General features: G+C 71.3%; 15 protein-coding genes. 7 read left to right on the top strand and 8 right to left on the bottom strand.

Going from position 1 to position 14,711, the window contains the following annotated elements; all coding sequences use genetic code 11:
• Positions 1 to 541: 541 nt before the first annotated feature.
• Together QSK52_RS10720 and QSK52_RS10715 are read right to left on the bottom strand one after the other, a co-directional pair.
• Positions 542 to 751: a hypothetical protein gene (locus QSK52_RS10720; RefSeq protein WP_285735721.1), complete on the bottom strand. Its 210-nt coding sequence runs from the start codon at positions 749 to 751 to the stop codon at positions 542 to 544.
• Positions 752 to 802: 51 nt separating this feature from the next.
• Positions 803 to 949 carry a hypothetical protein gene (locus QSK52_RS10715; protein WP_285735720.1) on the bottom strand — a complete coding sequence of 49 codons (147 nt, stop codon included), beginning with the start codon at positions 947 to 949 and terminating at the stop codon, positions 803 to 805.
• Positions 950 to 982: 33 nt separating this feature from the next.
• Here QSK52_RS10715 and QSK52_RS10710 point away from each other — a divergent pair, with 33 nt between their 5' ends.
• Both QSK52_RS10710 and QSK52_RS10705 read left to right on the top strand, forming a co-directional pair.
• Positions 983 to 1,261, top strand: a complete 279-nt coding sequence (locus tag QSK52_RS10710; protein ID WP_285735719.1) for a hypothetical protein — start codon at positions 983 to 985, stop codon at positions 1,259 to 1,261.
• Positions 1,262 to 1,447: 186 nt separating this feature from the next.
• Positions 1,448 to 2,008 carry a GNAT family N-acetyltransferase gene (locus tag QSK52_RS10705; protein ID WP_285735718.1) on the top strand — a complete coding sequence of 187 codons (561 nt, stop codon included), beginning with the start codon at positions 1,448 to 1,450 and terminating at the stop codon, positions 2,006 to 2,008.
• Between the two features lie 57 nt (positions 2,009 to 2,065).
• Here QSK52_RS10705 and QSK52_RS10700 read toward each other — a convergent pair whose 3' ends face one another.
• A complete protein-coding gene (locus QSK52_RS10700; protein WP_285735717.1) occupies positions 2,066 to 3,394 on the bottom strand; it encodes an MATE family efflux transporter in 1,329 nt (442 codons plus the stop codon).
• A 374-nt stretch (positions 3,395 to 3,768) separates the two neighbouring features.
• Between QSK52_RS10700 and QSK52_RS10695 the strand changes: the two genes are divergently transcribed.
• Positions 3,769 to 3,984, top strand: coding sequence for a heavy-metal-associated domain-containing protein (locus tag QSK52_RS10695; RefSeq protein ID WP_285735716.1), 216 nt, complete (start codon positions 3,769 to 3,771; stop codon positions 3,982 to 3,984).
• A gap of 674 nt (positions 3,985 to 4,658) precedes the next feature.
• Complete coding sequence (locus tag QSK52_RS10690) at positions 4,659 to 5,666, top strand: GNAT family N-acetyltransferase (protein WP_285735715.1); 1,008 nt, start codon at positions 4,659 to 4,661, stop codon at positions 5,664 to 5,666.
• Between the two features lie 74 nt (positions 5,667 to 5,740).
• Here the strand turns inward: QSK52_RS10690 and QSK52_RS10685 are convergent, their stop codons facing one another.
• Positions 5,741 to 6,586, bottom strand: a complete 846-nt coding sequence (locus QSK52_RS10685) for a spermidine synthase (RefSeq protein ID WP_285735714.1) — start codon at positions 6,584 to 6,586, stop codon at positions 5,741 to 5,743.
• Between the two features lie 196 nt (positions 6,587 to 6,782).
• Here QSK52_RS10685 and QSK52_RS10680 point away from each other — a divergent pair, with 196 nt between their 5' ends.
• Positions 6,783 to 7,736 carry an alpha/beta hydrolase gene (locus tag QSK52_RS10680; protein ID WP_285735713.1) on the top strand — a complete coding sequence of 318 codons (954 nt, stop codon included), beginning with the start codon at positions 6,783 to 6,785 and terminating at the stop codon, positions 7,734 to 7,736.
• A 65-nt stretch (positions 7,737 to 7,801) separates the two neighbouring features.
• On the opposite strand, the gene QSK52_RS10675 is transcribed toward QSK52_RS10680, so the two are convergent.
• The 4 genes from QSK52_RS10675 to QSK52_RS10660 all read right to left on the bottom strand — a co-directional run bounded on the left by QSK52_RS10675 (position 7,802) and on the right by QSK52_RS10660 (position 12,191).
• Positions 7,802 to 8,917, bottom strand: coding sequence for an AI-2E family transporter (locus QSK52_RS10675; RefSeq protein WP_285735712.1), 1,116 nt, complete (start codon positions 8,915 to 8,917; stop codon positions 7,802 to 7,804).
• A 296-nt stretch (positions 8,918 to 9,213) separates the two neighbouring features.
• A complete protein-coding gene (locus QSK52_RS10670) occupies positions 9,214 to 9,915 on the bottom strand; it encodes a glycerophosphodiester phosphodiesterase (protein WP_285735711.1) in 702 nt (233 codons plus the stop codon).
• A gap of 239 nt (positions 9,916 to 10,154) precedes the next feature.
• Positions 10,155 to 10,568, bottom strand: coding sequence for a TOBE domain-containing protein (locus QSK52_RS10665; protein ID WP_285735710.1), 414 nt, complete (start codon positions 10,566 to 10,568; stop codon positions 10,155 to 10,157).
• A gap of 294 nt (positions 10,569 to 10,862) precedes the next feature.
• A complete protein-coding gene (locus tag QSK52_RS10660; protein ID WP_285735709.1) occupies positions 10,863 to 12,191 on the bottom strand; it encodes an ROK family transcriptional regulator in 1,329 nt (442 codons plus the stop codon).
• A gap of 84 nt (positions 12,192 to 12,275) precedes the next feature.
• Between QSK52_RS10660 and QSK52_RS10655 the strand changes: the two genes are divergently transcribed.
• Positions 12,276 to 13,472: an MFS transporter gene (locus QSK52_RS10655; RefSeq protein ID WP_285735708.1), complete on the top strand. Its 1,197-nt coding sequence runs from the start codon at positions 12,276 to 12,278 to the stop codon at positions 13,470 to 13,472.
• Positions 13,473 to 13,766: 294 nt separating this feature from the next.
• Positions 13,767 to 14,684 (top strand): deoxyribonuclease IV, encoded by a 918-nt coding sequence (locus QSK52_RS10650; RefSeq protein ID WP_285735707.1) that lies wholly within the window; start codon positions 13,767 to 13,769, stop codon positions 14,682 to 14,684.
• Positions 14,685 to 14,711 lie beyond the last annotated feature (27 nt).

Below are 14,711 nucleotides of genomic sequence, written 5' to 3'. Positions count from 1 at the left end.
CGGATTCCAATTGGTTGATCCTGCGGTCCACCATCAGCACGGTTTCTTGGCGAACGGGTAGTCACCAAGTTTCACCCCGAAAGTCATACCTTGATTTCCGACCCCCGCAGATTGTCGCTCCTCGGATGGAATGCCAGGTCCCGTTCGAGCGGTCGTCGCCGTTCGCTGTCTCCCTCGACGAATTCCTCGAGCTCTTCGATCGCCCCTCCGAGCGTCGCCGGGGCGGCCATCCGCCGGTCCGGCGCCAGCGCCCCGTCCTTCCCGGCCAGACCGAGGAACTCCTCGTGCGCGACACGCAGTTACCGTTCCGCCTCGGACGTCCTCGGTTCGGCGCTCTCGCGTGCCGTGGACCGCGCCGCGCGCTTCTCCGGCCCGTTCGTTGATCGTCAGCGACTCCCGGTGGGCGGCTGCCACGCGTTCCAGGTCCCGTCCGTCCCAGTGGCGTCCGGGAATTCACGGACCGAACCCGGCAGGACCGGTGCCCGGAGCCGTCCGCCAGCGCGATCGTGGTCCCCAGTTCCGCCGGCGCCCGCTCGTCCTGCTACAGGTCCAGCAGCGGTCGGGAGAGCATGCTGCGCAGGCGCCTCGGCTGCGGGTTGGTGGTCGCGGTGGACGGCACCCGCACCGAGGACGGGGACTCGCGCCGGTCGGCGAGGTAGCGGTGGTGCAGGAACAGCACAGTCAGGACCTCGGCGAGCTGCCACGCCTGGCGGTCGAAGCCGAACCGGACCGCCGCACGCAGCACCGCCATCAGGTCCGGCCGTTCGGCCTCCGGCCACCCGATCGCATCCCGGCCGGGTGCCTATGCGGCGGAGGGCGAGCGGCGCACCAGCACGTCGACTCGGTCCGCGGGCTGCTGCAGTACCTCGTCGAGTTCGAGGACGCGCAGCCGCTCGGCCCGGACGGTCAGGTCGGCGGGGGTGGTGAGTGCCAGGTAGTGGGTGGTCACGCGTGGGACGATCTGCCGCTCGGTCTCCTCCGCGTGCAGCCGTACCAGGCTGTGCAGTTGGTAGCGCCCGTCGTCGGTACGGTGGACGAGGTGCGCGTCGGCCGGTTGGGCGAGCCGTGCACGGTGCCCAACATCGTATTGCCGACCCGCGTCACCGAAGCCTCCACGTCGTCCACCACGCCGATCGCCCAACTCTCTCCGCACCGGCTCCCGGCTGCCACCGCACTGGAAACCACCCCGCTGGACGTTGAATTCGGCGGTACGGGGCAGCGGTTCGTCCTCGGCAGAGAGCAGCTTTTCGCACCCAGTTAGGCTGGGCCGCCACGATCCGCGGACCCACGGGCAGCGAAGCGCCGACTCGCCGGGGCTTGGGAACGCGCCGGGTCCGGCTGTCACTTGTGGTCGCACCCGGCCCGAACGGGGAGCACCCTCTCGGGCACCGGCCGGCTCCACGGTGGTTGCATTGGGTCGTATCCGCCTTTCCACCAGGAGTTCCACATGCCGCCTGTCTTTCCCGAAACCGTTCTGCGCACCGATCGGCTGCTGCTCCGGCCCTTCACCGCGGAGGATGCGGACGACACCAGGACCGCCTGTTCTGACGAACTGACCCAGCAGTGGCTGCCGCTGCCCTCCCCGTACACCATCGAACACGCGACGTCGTGGTGCACCGAAGTGTCCCACCGCCTGCGTACGTCCGGCGACGGCATCCACTTCGCCGTCACCGACAGCGGTTCCGGGCAACTGCTCGGGACGGTCGGGCTCAAGAAGACCGATTGGCCGGCCCGGGTGAGCGAGGTGGGCTACTGGAGCGCGCCGTGGGCCCGAGGTCGTGGTGTGACGACCGAGGCGACGCGGGCCCTCGGCGAATGGCTGCTGGGCGAGCAGGGCTTCCAGCGGCTGCAGTTGTTCGCCGCCACCAGCAACACCGCTTCCCGGCGGGTCGCCGAGAAGGCCGGGTTCCAGCAGGAGGGCATCCTCCGGAACGCGGGTTACGTCCATGCCGGCCGTGTGGACCTGCTCGTCTTCTCCCTGGTGCCCGACGACCTGGCCGGGAACTGACCCTGCCGGGAGCCGCACCGTCCGTGGCGCCGTTCCGCCGCAGTCGACCGCGGCACGTCATCGGCGCAGGACGAGGTGGCGGGCGCTGAACCAGAGGCTGATGAATCCGATGACGTTGCCCGCTGCCATCAGCTTCGCCAGGTCTCGGGCGTCCACGGGCCCGGGTATGAGGAACGCGGCGGCGAGCATCACCGCGAAGTACACGACGTTCAGCAGGAAGGCCACTCCCGCGCGGCCGATCTGTTCCAGGTAGCTGAGCAGCGCGAGGGTGCCGCCGAAGAGCACGAGGGTGGGACCGACCCAGGCGAAGTACCCGGCTGCGACGGAAGCCGCTGCTCGATCCGTGGTCAGGGCCTCGGTGATCGGCTCGCGCAGGAGGAAAGCCGCCGCCCCGAGCAGGAGGTACGGGGGGAGCGAAAGCCGCAGGACGGTGATCAAGCCGGTGTGGTTGAGGGCCCTCCGGCTCTCGCCCGGCCGCAGGGTGACCGCGATCGCCGCGCCGGAGCCGACGGCTATCGCAACGACCGTCAGCAGGCCGACGACCATCTGTCCGAGGGAGAATCCCGCGACCTCGGTAGGGCCGGCCCCGTGCAGTACCCGCAGGTAGCCGAAGGTCACTGTGGACAGCAGCAGGAAGGTGCCCGCCACCGGCGCGCCGAGGCTCAGGAGTTCGCGCGCCGCTGCCCGGTCACCGGCCAGCACGGGCCGGGCGACCTGCTTCCTCCGGAGGACGACCGCGACGGCTGCACCGACGATCACGGTGGCCGGCAGTCCTCCGATCGGCACCGCCAACACACCGAGGCGCGTGACCGCGTGGAGCACGGCGGTCCCGGTGATGGACAACGCGGTGAACAGCACTCCGAGCCAGGCAGCCGGACCGGTGTGTCCCAGGCCGCGCAGCACCCCCGCGCCGAGGTAGGGGACCAGCCCGAGCGCGCTGGTCAGAGCGAGCGCCACGATGAAGACCAGCACCGTGCGCCGGGCATCGGGGGCGACCCCGAGCGCGGTCAGGACCGGGCCGGGGGCCGCCAGCGCGACAACGGCCTGCAGGAGCAGCAGTCCCGCTCCGATGGCGAAGAAGGTCGGTACGGACCTGAGCGCGTCCCGGCTCCGTCCCTCGCGAGCGGCGATCCCAGCGGATACCTGAGTGGCCACCACCAGGCCCTCCGTCACTGCCAGTACGAGGTAGCCGACGGGTGTGTACACCGCGCGGACGTAGAGCGCTTCGGGACCGAGCCGCCCCAGGAACGCCACCGTCCATGCTTGCAGCACCAATCCGGCCACCAGCCCGAGCAGAATGGAGGCGGCGAACCGCGCGGCCGAAATTTCCAGCGGTGCGAGCGCAGGCTCCCGCCACTCGGCTGTCGCCACAGAATCCCCCGCCATGACTCCCCCTCCTGTTGCACCGACGGCCGCCCACCGAACGTCGGTGATATCGACGAGGCTGACCGTAGCGGGACATTTTTAATATTTCAACAAATGAAATTCCTCCACCCTTGCCAAGGCTTGCTCCACAGCCCTGGCCACCGGAACGATGAGGACGGCCGCTCGGCTGCCTACCGGGCGGTACCCCTCGTCCGTCCTGCCCCGCCGGCCACCAGCACCCCGGCCGCGGCGAACTCCCTTTCAGGGCACCACTCGTTGGGGGCATCCACCGGCGTGTCCCGGTGCCGCTCCCCGATCGGGTGCGTTGTGCTGGACGGCGTCCCACGCCCCTGCACGGTCGCCCGACCGGTCCTGCACGTTCAACGGAGGTATCCATGTCCACCACTGCTGTCTTCACTGTCGAGGGAATGAGCTGCGGTCACTGCGAGCGGACCGTCACCGCCGGATTGACCGCGCTGAACGGAGTCACCCACGTCACCGCCGACGCGAAGGCCGGCCGGGTGACCGTCGAATCCACCGAACCCCTCCAGGACGACCAGATCCGCTCGGCCGTCACCGACGCCGGCTTCGCACTGGTCGGCCGAGCCTGAGCCTTTGACGGGCCGCCAGTGTCGAAGTCGGCGCTGCGACCATCGACTGCCCGGACTCACTGGCTCCCTTCCCCCTTCACACCGCGGCTCGCCCTCCTACCTCCCCCGCGTTCCACTTCTGTGCTCCCTATTGCCGCCACGCGATTCGATCAATCGCCGCTGGACTCAAAACCCGCACATTCGCTCTATCGGGCGATTTTGCGTAACCCGCGCCCGGGTGGTCTCCGCATCTCAGCCGACCGCCCGGGCGCGGGCCTGTCACAGCAGTCCTTCACATGCCCGCGAAGCTCTTGCCCGAAGCGGGATTCCAGGGGCCGCGGAAACCCGGGATGCCTGTCGACGCACACAATACGGTCGGCAACTCCCTGCCCATCCAGCCGGAGAATCACCTCCCCGAATAATAATTTGCAGGCGATCCGGCAGAACTCCTACTCTTTGGCCATCGACGGCGGCTGACGAGGTCTCGCTGCTGTCCCTCCGGGTGCTCCCGGCAGGTTTCCGAGGTCTCGTAGCACCTTGTTCCGAGAGGAGTTCCGCGATGGTTCCGATAATCCGCAGCCGTTCCGTGGCGCTCCCGATCACCGGTCCTTGCGGCAGGTCCCTTCTCGCGCTGTAGGCGCGACTGACCGCCGCGATCGGGTTCGGCGCCTCCCGCTCCCTTTCTCGGAGGCACTGTGATCTTCCGTCCGATCGTCCTGCAGGAACTCAACTCCGTGCTGGCCCAGGTACGGCCCGACCCGTCCACCGCGGTCTCGGCAGACACGGTCCGCGCCCGCCTGGCCGACGGCGAGTACCGCCCCGGCTGGATCTGGGTGGCAGAACCCGGCCCTGGCCAGGCACCTCTGGCCGTCGCCATCTGGTGGGGCAGCCCCGCCGACGACCATCCGAGCAATCTGGACGCCCTGTTCGCCCGGCCCGATCCGCTGTGGGTCCTCAACGGCCCCCGTCGGAGAGCGCCATCGTCGTCCCGACCGCTCACCGATCCACGCTGTGCAATCGCGGCTGCACTGCTCACCGCCGCACACCAGGTGTTCGCCGCCGACGGGCTGGTTCCGGCGCCCGATTACCACCTCTTCCTGCCGCCCGACTGGCGTGACCGCCCAGAGGTCGCCGCATCGGTCGCTTGGCGCCGCAGGGCGGCCGAAGCCGCCGGCCTACGGCTCACCGTCGAACGACTCCGCTTCGAGCGGACGACGGACCGGCCCGTTCCCACCTTGTCGGACCGGCTGTCCTTCGCTCCGGAACCGGATGACGAAGTCTTCGTCGACCTCTTCCGCCGATCCCTGCCGAAGAGCCTGGACGTGATGTCCGTTCGCGAAGCACTGCTCGTCGGCGCGGAGACTCACGCCCGGAGCGAGGTCGCGTTCCACCACTGGGAGATGCGTGGCCGACGCTCCTGGTGGCGAATAGCTCGAACAGCAGCGGGGCAGGTGGTCGGTTTCGCCATCCCCTCGCACAACTCCGTCGTTCCGGTGGTCGGGTACCTCGGCGTCCTGCCCGAGTTCCGGGGCCGGGGTTTCGCAGCAGAGATCCTCGCCGAGAGCACCCGGATCCTGGCCACCGAAACCCGGGCCGAGGTGATCCGGGCCGAAACCGATCTCGCGAACCACCCAGCGGTCGCCGCCCTCGAGCTGGTCGGCTACCGCGACGGCACCCGCCGGTTGGTCTTCTCCGCCACCTGACCCGCCCCTCGAGAGGAGAACCTCCCATCAGGTACGACTTCCAGCACAGCACTCCACCTGCCGAGCGAACTGTCTCAGCCCACCGAGAAGGCCCCGTTGGGAGGAGGTGGCGAGTCCTCGGCCGTCGCATCCGTGATCGGTTCCACCGCCCGCTCCGGCGTTTCCGTCAACCTGGCGGGGAACGGATCGGAGGCGAGCAGTCGGGTCAGCTCGCCAGTGGGGAGTGGCACGTCGGAACCGATCAGCAACACGTTTCCGTAGCGCCGTCCCCGCAGCACCGCAGGTTCGGCCACCAGGCAGACGTGGGCGAACACAGCGGCGACCGTGGCGGTCTGGGCCTTGGCGAAAGCGAGCGGTGGGCCGTCCGCCAGGTTCGCCGCGTAGCAGCCCCCAGGGCGGAGCACGGCGGCTGCCAGCCGCACGAACTCGACACTGGTGAGGTGCGCCGGTGTCCGCGAGCCCCGAAACACGTCAGCCACCACTACGTCAACGCTGGCGGGCGCCACGGCTGCGAGCGCGGCGCGGGCGTCCCCCACCGTCACGTCGATGCCGGAGGGCAAAGGGAGGTGCTCGGCGACGAACTCGGTCAGCGGGCCGTCCAGTTCGACCACCTGCTGCCGCGATCCCGGCCGGCTCTCAGTCAGGTAGCGGGGCAGGGTGAGCCCACCACCGCCCAGGTGCAGCACCTCCAACGGCTCGCCGGGGTGCGCGACCACGTCCAGCAGGTGTGCGATCCGTTGCACGTACTCGAACTCGAGGTGTGTCGGGTCCTGGAGGTCGACGTACGACTGCGGAGTTCCGTCGAGGGTGAGCAGCCAGCCGCCGTCGTGGTCGATGTCGGGCATCAACTTGGCGGTTCCCAGCGCCACCTGGCGCTCCACCGGTCGCGGTTCCGCCCCGTCGGCAGCGATGCCGCTCATCGGGCCGACCTCCGTGGGGTGACGGGGCGAAGAACGATCGACGAAGGGACAGCCATGCGGGCAGCTTAGGCCCCACCAGGGCAGTCTTCCCAAACGAAGGCAGCTACTGACCGGTATGGTCGCTGAGGTGGTACCGCCCGGGGTGGGCCCGGGCGGCGCGGCGGAACGGGAAAAACGGGAAATGGGCGTGACTGGCGTGGAATTCCGTGAAGACATCCTCGGCGCCCCGTACGAGGCGGCGGAGCTTCCGCTGCTCCCGGACGAGGAGGGAGAGGTCAGCGCGACCCTGGTCCGTCGGCTGGTCGAAGGGTCCCGTCGGGCCGTGCTGTACCTGCACGGCTACAACGACTACTTCTTCCAGACCCACCTGGCGGACCACTTCACGGCTGCGGGTTTCTCCTTCTACGCGTTGGACCTCCGCAAGTACGGCAGGTCGCTCCGTCCGCACCACTCCCCCAACTTCGTCAAGGACCTCGCCGCGTACGACGAGGAGTTGGACGAGGCGGTCCGGATCATCCGGGAGCTCGACGGCCACACCCGGCTCCTGGTGAACGGACACTCGACGGGCGGGCTGGTGGCTGCCCTGTGGGCCGCCCGTCGGGCCGGACGAGGGTTGGTGGACGGCCTGTTCCTCAACAGTCCGTTCCTCTCGATGCCCGCGGCCCCGGCTGTGCGGGCCCTCGGCGCTCCTGCTCTCGACGCCATCGGGCGGGCCGCACCCACGCGGAGGCTGCCCGCACCGCTGAACCCGCACTACGTCCACAGCCTCCACCGGAGCCACCGCGGCAGTTGGGAGTTCGACCTGGCCCTGAAACCGGCCGAGGGTTTCCCGCTCTTCGCGGGGTGGCTGGCGGCGATCCAGCGCGGCCACCGGCAGGTACGCCGCGGGCTCCCGATCGACTGCCCGGTCCTGCTGATGGCCTCGACCGCCTCCACCGTCACCAACCGGTGGGACCCGGCCCTGACACGCACCGACGCGGTGCTGCGTGCCGATGACATCGCCGCGCTCGCACCGCGGCTCGGGCGCCACGTCACCACCGTCCGGATCGAGGGAGGCCTGCACGACCTGGTTCTGTCTGCCGACCCGGTGCGGGCCGAGGTGTTCGCCGAGCTGGACCGCTGGACGACTGCGTACTTCCCCGCTTCCTGACGCCCGTCCGAAGGCCCCGGTGCGGGCGGAAGGAACGAGGCCCGGCGGTCCGGGCCCGCGCATGCTCAGGGTTCGAGCCGGTGACGTTTTCGACGGCTGCCCGGCAGGTCGGGGCTCCCCGCGGTGCCCCGGAGGACTGACACCACGCCGAGTCCGGCAGCGCTGACGGGCACGGCGAGCAGGGCACCGATGATTCCGGCGATCCCGGACCCGGCCACCACCGCGATCATGATGGTGGCCGGGTGGAGCTCGACGGTCCGGCTCTGGATGAGGGGTTGCAGGATGTTCCCCTCGATCGCCTGCACCGCCAACACCACCCCGAGGGCCCACAGGGCAGTACCCAGTCCGCCGTTCGCGAGGGCCACCAGGACGGCCACCGTTCCCGAGAGGAAGGCACCGACGAAAGGGATGTAAGCACCCATGAAGACGAGCGCGCCGAGCCCGGCCGCACCGGGGACGCCCAGGACCAGCAGCCCGATGGAGATGAACGTGGCATCGATCAGCGCGATCAAGGTGGTGCCCCGCATGAAGCCCGCCATCGCGGTGAACGCCTGCTGACCGCAGGCGATCACCGTCTCGGAGTGCCGACCGGGAATCAGTTCGCGCATCGCGTCGCCGAAGCGGTGCCCGTCCCGGAGGAAGAAGAAGACCAGCGCAAGGGAGAGCACCCCTCCGGTCAGCAGTTGGGTGACCAGTCCCAGCCCGGAGAGGACGCCGTTGGCGAGTGAGTCCACCAGGGTGCTCCCGGAGCCGGAGCTCTCCTTCAGCGCGTACTGGATCTTGTCTCCGAACGGGCCCAGCCAGGAGGCGATGCGGTCGCCCGCCTGCTGGAGCCCCGAAGCGATCTGCGGTGCGCTGTTCACCAGGGAATTGACCAGCAGTGCGATCCCGCCCGTGACCGCCAGCACCAGGATCGTGCAGGTCAGCCCGGCTGCAGCCCCCCGTCTGACACCACGGTGCACCAGCCAGGGCATCACTGGATACAGCAGGGCCGTGGCCAGGAGCGCGATCACCATCGGGATCGTCGCAGCCCGCAGTTCCACCACCACGAAGACGGCGAACGCAGCCACGGTGATGAAGAGGATCACCGCGGCCGACCAGGCCGCGGCCGACCTGACCGACACCGGGAGCAGTTGGGACGGCCGCCGGTCGTCCAGGTCCGTGCCGGTCGCACTCGTCACGGCGACCGCGCCCGACGCGCCACCGCCTCCCGAGAAGGGATCCCCACTTGATGTTCCTGGCAGCCCTGTTCCGGCTCCTCTTCCGGTTCCTTCTCCGGCTCCACCCCTCGAAGGTGTGGCCGGGTCCGAACGGTCGCCCCGGTCCTGCGGATTCGGGGAGTCCTCTGCCGTCACCGCCACCTCCGCAGCCGACACACCGTCATGATCGGCTTATTCCAACAGATGACGGCCCGGACGACAGGGAAAGGCGGCAGGCGTGGCGTGGCGCCCGGGTGGACCGTCCCGCTCCCAGTGGGTCAGGCCCGGTGCTGGTCGATCGTCCGGCGCAGCAGCGCGATGCGGTTGGAGGTCAACGAGTCCACCCCGAGGGCGAGCATCCGCCGCATGGTGCGGCGCAGGTCCACGGTCCAGGTCGCCAGGCCCATCCCGGCGTCGTGGACGGCGGCCACCAGTCGTTCGTCGACCAGGCCGAAGGGCGGGTTGAGATAGCTGGGGCGCAGTTCGGCGAGCAACCGCTGCTTGGGCAGTTGGAGGCGGTTCCACGTCAGGGAGATCTCCGCCTCGGGAGCCAGTTCGCGCACCGCGAGCATGGCGGCGACCGACCCGCAGAAGGCGACCCGGTCCGCCGCCCCGAGATCGCTGACGACCTGCCAGGTGGCGGCAGCGGGGCGGGCCTCGTCCAGGTCGATCATCAGTTGCGCGCCGTCCGTGGCGGCAACGACCTGCAGGGTCTCGGCGAGGGTGGGGATCCGGAGTCCGGGGGTGGCCACTTCCTCCAACTGGTCGAGCGCCACGCGGTCGATCCGACGCTGGTCGTTCCACAGGCGTTCGAGGGTGTGGTCGTGCAGCAGCACGGGCACCCCGTCCCGGGTGAGCTGGACGTCGACCTCGACGGCGTCGGCTCCTGCAGCGAGAGCCGCGCTGACCGCCGGCAGGGTGTTCTCGCGGTGCAGGTACGGGTCACCACGGTGGGCAACGGCGCGCACGCGGCTCTTCAACGGAATCGTCCTCTCGCACGGTCGGGATACTCACAGCACGGGCCGCCTCACCACCGCTCGGCCGCAGACCCCCGCATCCTAGGCGGCGACGGTCCACCTCCCGCTCCCGGCCGCCGCTACCGCCCGGGCGGCCGGACAGCGGAGCCGGTCCAGGACGGTCCGGGACCGGCTCTGGGTCTGGTTCTGGGACCGGAACCGGGACCGGAGGCAGGGCGAGGAGGGTGCGGCCGGGCCCGGACTCAGCGCCGCTCGACCACGACGTTGGTCGACTTGATCACTGCAGTGGCGGGCGCCCCGGGGACGAGGCCGAGTTCCTCCGCCGAGTCACGGCTGATCAGGGAGACCACCCGGAACGGACCGGCCTGGATCTCCACCTGCGCAGCGACGTCCCCCAGGACGACTGCGGTCACGATCCCGGGGAACCTGTTCCGGGCCGACGAGCGCCCTTCCACTTCGCTGTTCTCCGGACGGGCCAACTCCCGGGCGAACGCCGCGAGTTCCGCCCCGGCGATGATCCGGTGGCCGTGCTCGTCGCGCATCGCCGGCAGTCGACCCGCGTCCACCCACCGCCGCATGGTGTCGGCGCTCACCCCGAGCATCGAGGCAGCCTCACCGATGCGGTACGGGTGGACGGGCCGGTCGGACATGACCATCGATGCGGCTCCCGGACGATTCAAGAACGAACTGGCGGACCCCGCCATCCTGCCGTACCGACGCCCGTCCCCGTGCACACCCCACCACCGCCCACCCGGCAGCCGCCCGCTCGGGAACCACCCGCTCAGGAACCGCCTGCACGGGGAGCGGACCGCCACCGCGCCGGAACGCACCGCCCGACGACGGAGCGGATGGGGCACAGCGGCCTGGCTCCGAGGGACGGGGCGGCGGTTCGGCCCGGCGGGCGGGGCATCGACGGCAGCGCTCGGTACGGTGCGCCGCGGGTCGTACCGTCAGTCCCCGCCGAACAGTTCCCGCCGCGCCGCGTCCCCAGCGGTCAGCACCGCACCGGCCAGAACGGCGCCGCCGCCCGCGGTGCCGGCCCGCACTTCGGTGGCGAGCGGGGAGATCCGGGAGAGGTGCCGTTCGACCCGGTCCGCCAGTTCCGGTCCTCCGGCCTGCCCGATCTCCCCGCCCAGCACCACACAGCCCGGGTCGAGCACGACGCAGATCGCGGAGGCTCCGACGGCGATCCGTTGCGCCAGTTCGTCCAGGAAGTCGTCGGCACCGGTCTCGACGGCCCGGCGTACCACGGCCGCGGCCGCGGGTTCCTGCTCCTCGGCCGCACCGGCGCCCCCGGCTGTGGCACCGCCCACCCCGCCCCCCATGCCGGGCCCGGTCGCGAGCCCGTGGCGGGCGGCGAGCTCGCAGATCGCGGCGCTCGACACCATGGAGTGGAAGCCCCCGTCGCACTTCTTGGAGTCGGGGAGTCCGACGGTCCCTGGCACGGGCAGGAAACCGATCTCGCCGGTGCCGCCGGAGGCGCCGCGACGCAGGCGTCCGTCGAGCACCACGGAGGCGCCCACGCCGTGCCCGAGCCAGATCAGCGCGAAGTCCCGCCGCCCCTGGGCCGCGCCGATGCGGTGCTCGGCGATCCCGGCCAGGTTCACCTCGTTCTCCAGGATCACCTCGGTTCCGGGGCGCGACCGCAGGGCAGCCAACAGCTTGGCGTGCCACTCGGGCAGCTTGCCGGAGTTGTTGAGCATGCCCGTCACCGGGTCGACCAGGCCCGGCGCACCGACGGCCACGGTGTGCAGTTCCTTCGCCCCGGCCTCGGCCGCGGTGGCGAGCAGCGTCTCGACGGTCCGCTCCACCAGCAGGTCGCCGTCCACCGCCCCGGCCCCGGCACCCGCCTTGGCGCTCGTCACGCCCCCCGCCTCGACCCCCGCCCCCGTCCCCGTACCCGCTCCGGCACCCGCCCCCGCGCCGGGGGCGAAGGCGGCGATGGTGGCCGTGCCGAGCGTCCGGCCGGTCAGGTCCGCGACCACCAGGCTGACGCCGGTGGCCCGGATGTCGATCCCGGCGAGGTGGGCGCGGTCGGCGACCAGTCCGTACAGACGGGCGTTGGGGCCGCGGCGCAGTGCGGCGCTCTCGCCCGCGTGGGCGACCAGACCGCTGCGCTGGAGCCGCTCCAGCAGGTCGGCGACGGTGGGCCGGGACAGTCCGGTCAGTGTGCGCAGGTCGGACGCGGTGAGCGGGCCCCGTTCGAGCAGCAGGTCGAGGGCAAGCCGGTCGTTGATGGCCCGGGCGGTGCTCGGCGTGGCGGTGCGAGCGGTCGTCATGAGCCTGCATCCTTCCAGAGGTTTCTAACAGGCAGGGTACCTGATAGTTTATTGCCATCCGACCGACCCAAGGGGGAGCCCAGCATGGGCGAGACTCTCAAGGACGTCCAGCGCGCGAGGATGAGCGTGGCGCTGGTGTTCGCCGTTCACGGCGCCGTCACCGGCACCTTCGTCAGCCGCATCCCGTGGATCAAGGACCACCTGGAGCTGAGCCCGGGCCAGCTCGGTCTCGCCCTGGTGTTCCCCGCCATCGGGGCGTCGGTGGCGATGCCGCTGGCCGGCCGGATCGTGCACCGCCTGGGTGCCCGGGCGGCGCTGCAGGGCCTGCTGACGCTGTGGTGCCTGTCGCTGGCGCTGCCCGCGCTCTCCCCCCACCTGGTGGTGTTCTGCCTGGCGCTGTTCCTCTACGGCGCCACGGCGGGCATGTCGGACGTCGCGATGAACGCGCAGGGCGTCGAGGTGGAGGAGCGGCTCGGCCGGTCGATCATGTCCGGTCTGCACGGCATGTGGAGCGTCGGCGGTCTGGTGGCCTCCGCCTTCGGTGTCCTGGCGGCCCATCAGCACGTGGACGCCCGCGTCCAGTACGCGGTGACCGCCGCGATCCTGGTGGTGCTCGCCCAGGTGGTCTCCCGCGGGGTGCTGGACGTCCGGCCGACCGCTGGCGAGGAGGCCCCGCCGCGGTTCGCCCTCCCGCCGAAGGAGGCGCTGGTCATCGGCCTGGTCGGGTTCTGCGCGGTGTTCGCCGAGGGCGCCTCGATGGACTGGAGCGGGGTCTACCTCCGTGACATCACCGGCGCCTCCTCCTCCGTCGCCGCCGCCTGCTTCACCGCCTTCGCCGCGACCATGGCCGCGGCCCGCCTGGCCGGTGACGCGGTCGTCCGTCGGCTCGGTCCGGTGCGCGCCGTCCGGCTGAGCGGCGTGGTCGCCACCACCGGCGGCCTGCTGGTGGTGTTCGCGAGCAGCCCGTACGTGGCCATCCCGGGCTTCGCCCTGATCGGCATCGGCATCGCCGTGGTCGTCCCGCTCGCGTTCGCCGCCGCGGGCCGGGCGGGCAGCAACCCGAGCCAGTCCATCGCCGGTGTCGCCACCATCACCTACACCTCCGGGCTGGTGGCCCCGGCCGTGGTCGGTGGCATCGCCCAGGCCAGTTCGCTGACCGTCTCCTTCATCGCGGTCACGCTGCTGGCCGCCGCCCTGATCCCCTCCGCGACGGCGATGCGGCACCGCAAGTCGGTCGACGTCCCCGTCGCGTCCTCCGGCTCCCTGGAGCCGACCCACTGACGGACGGCCGGACAATGGGCGGACGGACGTCCGTCGAGGGGCGCGGGAAATCCATTCCCGCGCCCCTCGGCACGTTCCGCTCCCGGTAGGGTTCCGCCCCCGGTGCGCCCCGCGCCACCTCCCGCCCCGCGCCGCCCCGATCCCCCGCGCCACCCCCCGCCCCGTGCCACCGCGCCGCCCCGTGCCACCGCGCCGCCCGTACCACCGCCCCGAGGCATCAGCGGCACAGCACTCCGGGAGGGGCGCCGACCCCGGTGGTCTGCGCTTCCGTCCCGCCGTGCGATGCTCCTGAGCATGGATTCCGCTTTGCGCAACCCGATCGGTGCCCACGTTCCCGTCGCCGGAAAAGGGCTGGCGGGCACGGGGCTGGCCTACGCCGAGAAGGTCGGGGCGGAGGCGGTGCAGGTGTTCGTCGCCAATCCGCGCGGGTGGGCCACTCCGGTCGGGAACCCCGCGCACGACCTGGCCTTCCGGACGGCCTGCGCCGAGCGGGGCGTCCCGGCGTACGTGCACGCGCCGTACCTGATCAATTTCGGCTCGGACTCGGCCGCGACCCGGGAGCGCTCCGCCGAATCGCTGACGCACTCGCTGCACCGCTCGGCCGCGATCGGCGCCCTGGGAACGGTCGTGCACACCGGGTCCGCGCTCTGCGGAACCCGCACGGAGGCGCTCGCCCGGGTCCGCGAGCAGGTGCTGCCGATCCTGGACGGCCTCGACCGGTACGGAACCGACGCCCCGTGGTTGCTGCTGGAGCCGACCGCGGGCCAGGGCAGTTCGCTCTGCTCCCGGATGGACGACCTCGCCGCCTTCCTGGAGGCACTCGACCACCACCCGCTGGTCGGCGTCTGCCTGGACACCTGCCACGCCTTCGCCGCCGGGCACGACCTGGCCGCACCGGGCGGGATCGGGGAGCTCTTCGACGCCCTGCACCGGGCGGTCGGCCCCGGCCGGCTGCGGCTGATCCACGCCAACGACTCGCAGGACGTCGCGGGTGCCCGCAAGGACCGCCACGAGAACATCGGCGCGGGCCACATCGGCGCGGCCGCGTTCGAGGCGCTGCTCGCGCACCCGGCCACCGCGGGCGTCCCGCTGATCATCGAGACGCCGGACGGCCGCCACGACCCCGCCCGGGTCGAGGGCGCCCGTCAGGCCGCCGACATCGCCCTGCTCAAGCGGTTGCGCCGCCCCGCCCCCGAAACGCCCTCCTCGTAGCCGCCCAGCGCCGGTTAAGCTCCCCGG

This window comes from Kitasatospora phosalacinea (assembly GCF_030268885.1).
Taxonomy (GTDB): domain Bacteria; phylum Actinomycetota; class Actinomycetes; order Streptomycetales; family Streptomycetaceae; genus Kitasatospora; species Kitasatospora phosalacinea_C.
This window is presented reverse-complemented; position numbering and strand designations above follow the sequence as displayed.

Excerpts from the sequence above, each read along its gene's own strand:
- QSK52_RS10720 (WP_285735721.1), bottom strand. The coding sequence starts at position 751 with ATGGCGGTGCTGCGTGCGGCGGTCCGGTTCGGCTTCGACCGCCAGGCG.
- QSK52_RS10665 (WP_285735710.1), bottom strand. The coding sequence starts at position 10,568 with ATGGTCATGTCCGACCGGCCCGTCCACCCGTACCGCATCGGTGAGGCT.
- QSK52_RS10705 (WP_285735718.1), top strand. The coding sequence starts at position 1,448 with ATGCCGCCTGTCTTTCCCGAAACCGTTCTGCGCACCGATCGGCTGCTG.
- QSK52_RS10655 (WP_285735708.1), top strand. The coding sequence starts at position 12,276 with ATGGGCGAGACTCTCAAGGACGTCCAGCGCGCGAGGATGAGCGTGGCG.
- QSK52_RS10650 (WP_285735707.1), top strand. The coding sequence starts at position 13,767 with ATGGATTCCGCTTTGCGCAACCCGATCGGTGCCCACGTTCCCGTCGCC.
- QSK52_RS10660 (WP_285735709.1), bottom strand. The coding sequence starts at position 12,191 with ATGACGACCGCTCGCACCGCCACGCCGAGCACCGCCCGGGCCATCAAC.
- QSK52_RS10685 (WP_285735714.1), bottom strand. The coding sequence starts at position 6,586 with ATGAGCGGCATCGCTGCCGACGGGGCGGAACCGCGACCGGTGGAGCGC.
- QSK52_RS10695 (WP_285735716.1), top strand. The coding sequence starts at position 3,769 with ATGTCCACCACTGCTGTCTTCACTGTCGAGGGAATGAGCTGCGGTCAC.
- QSK52_RS10700 (WP_285735717.1), bottom strand. The coding sequence starts at position 3,394 with ATGGCGGGGGATTCTGTGGCGACAGCCGAGTGGCGGGAGCCTGCGCTC.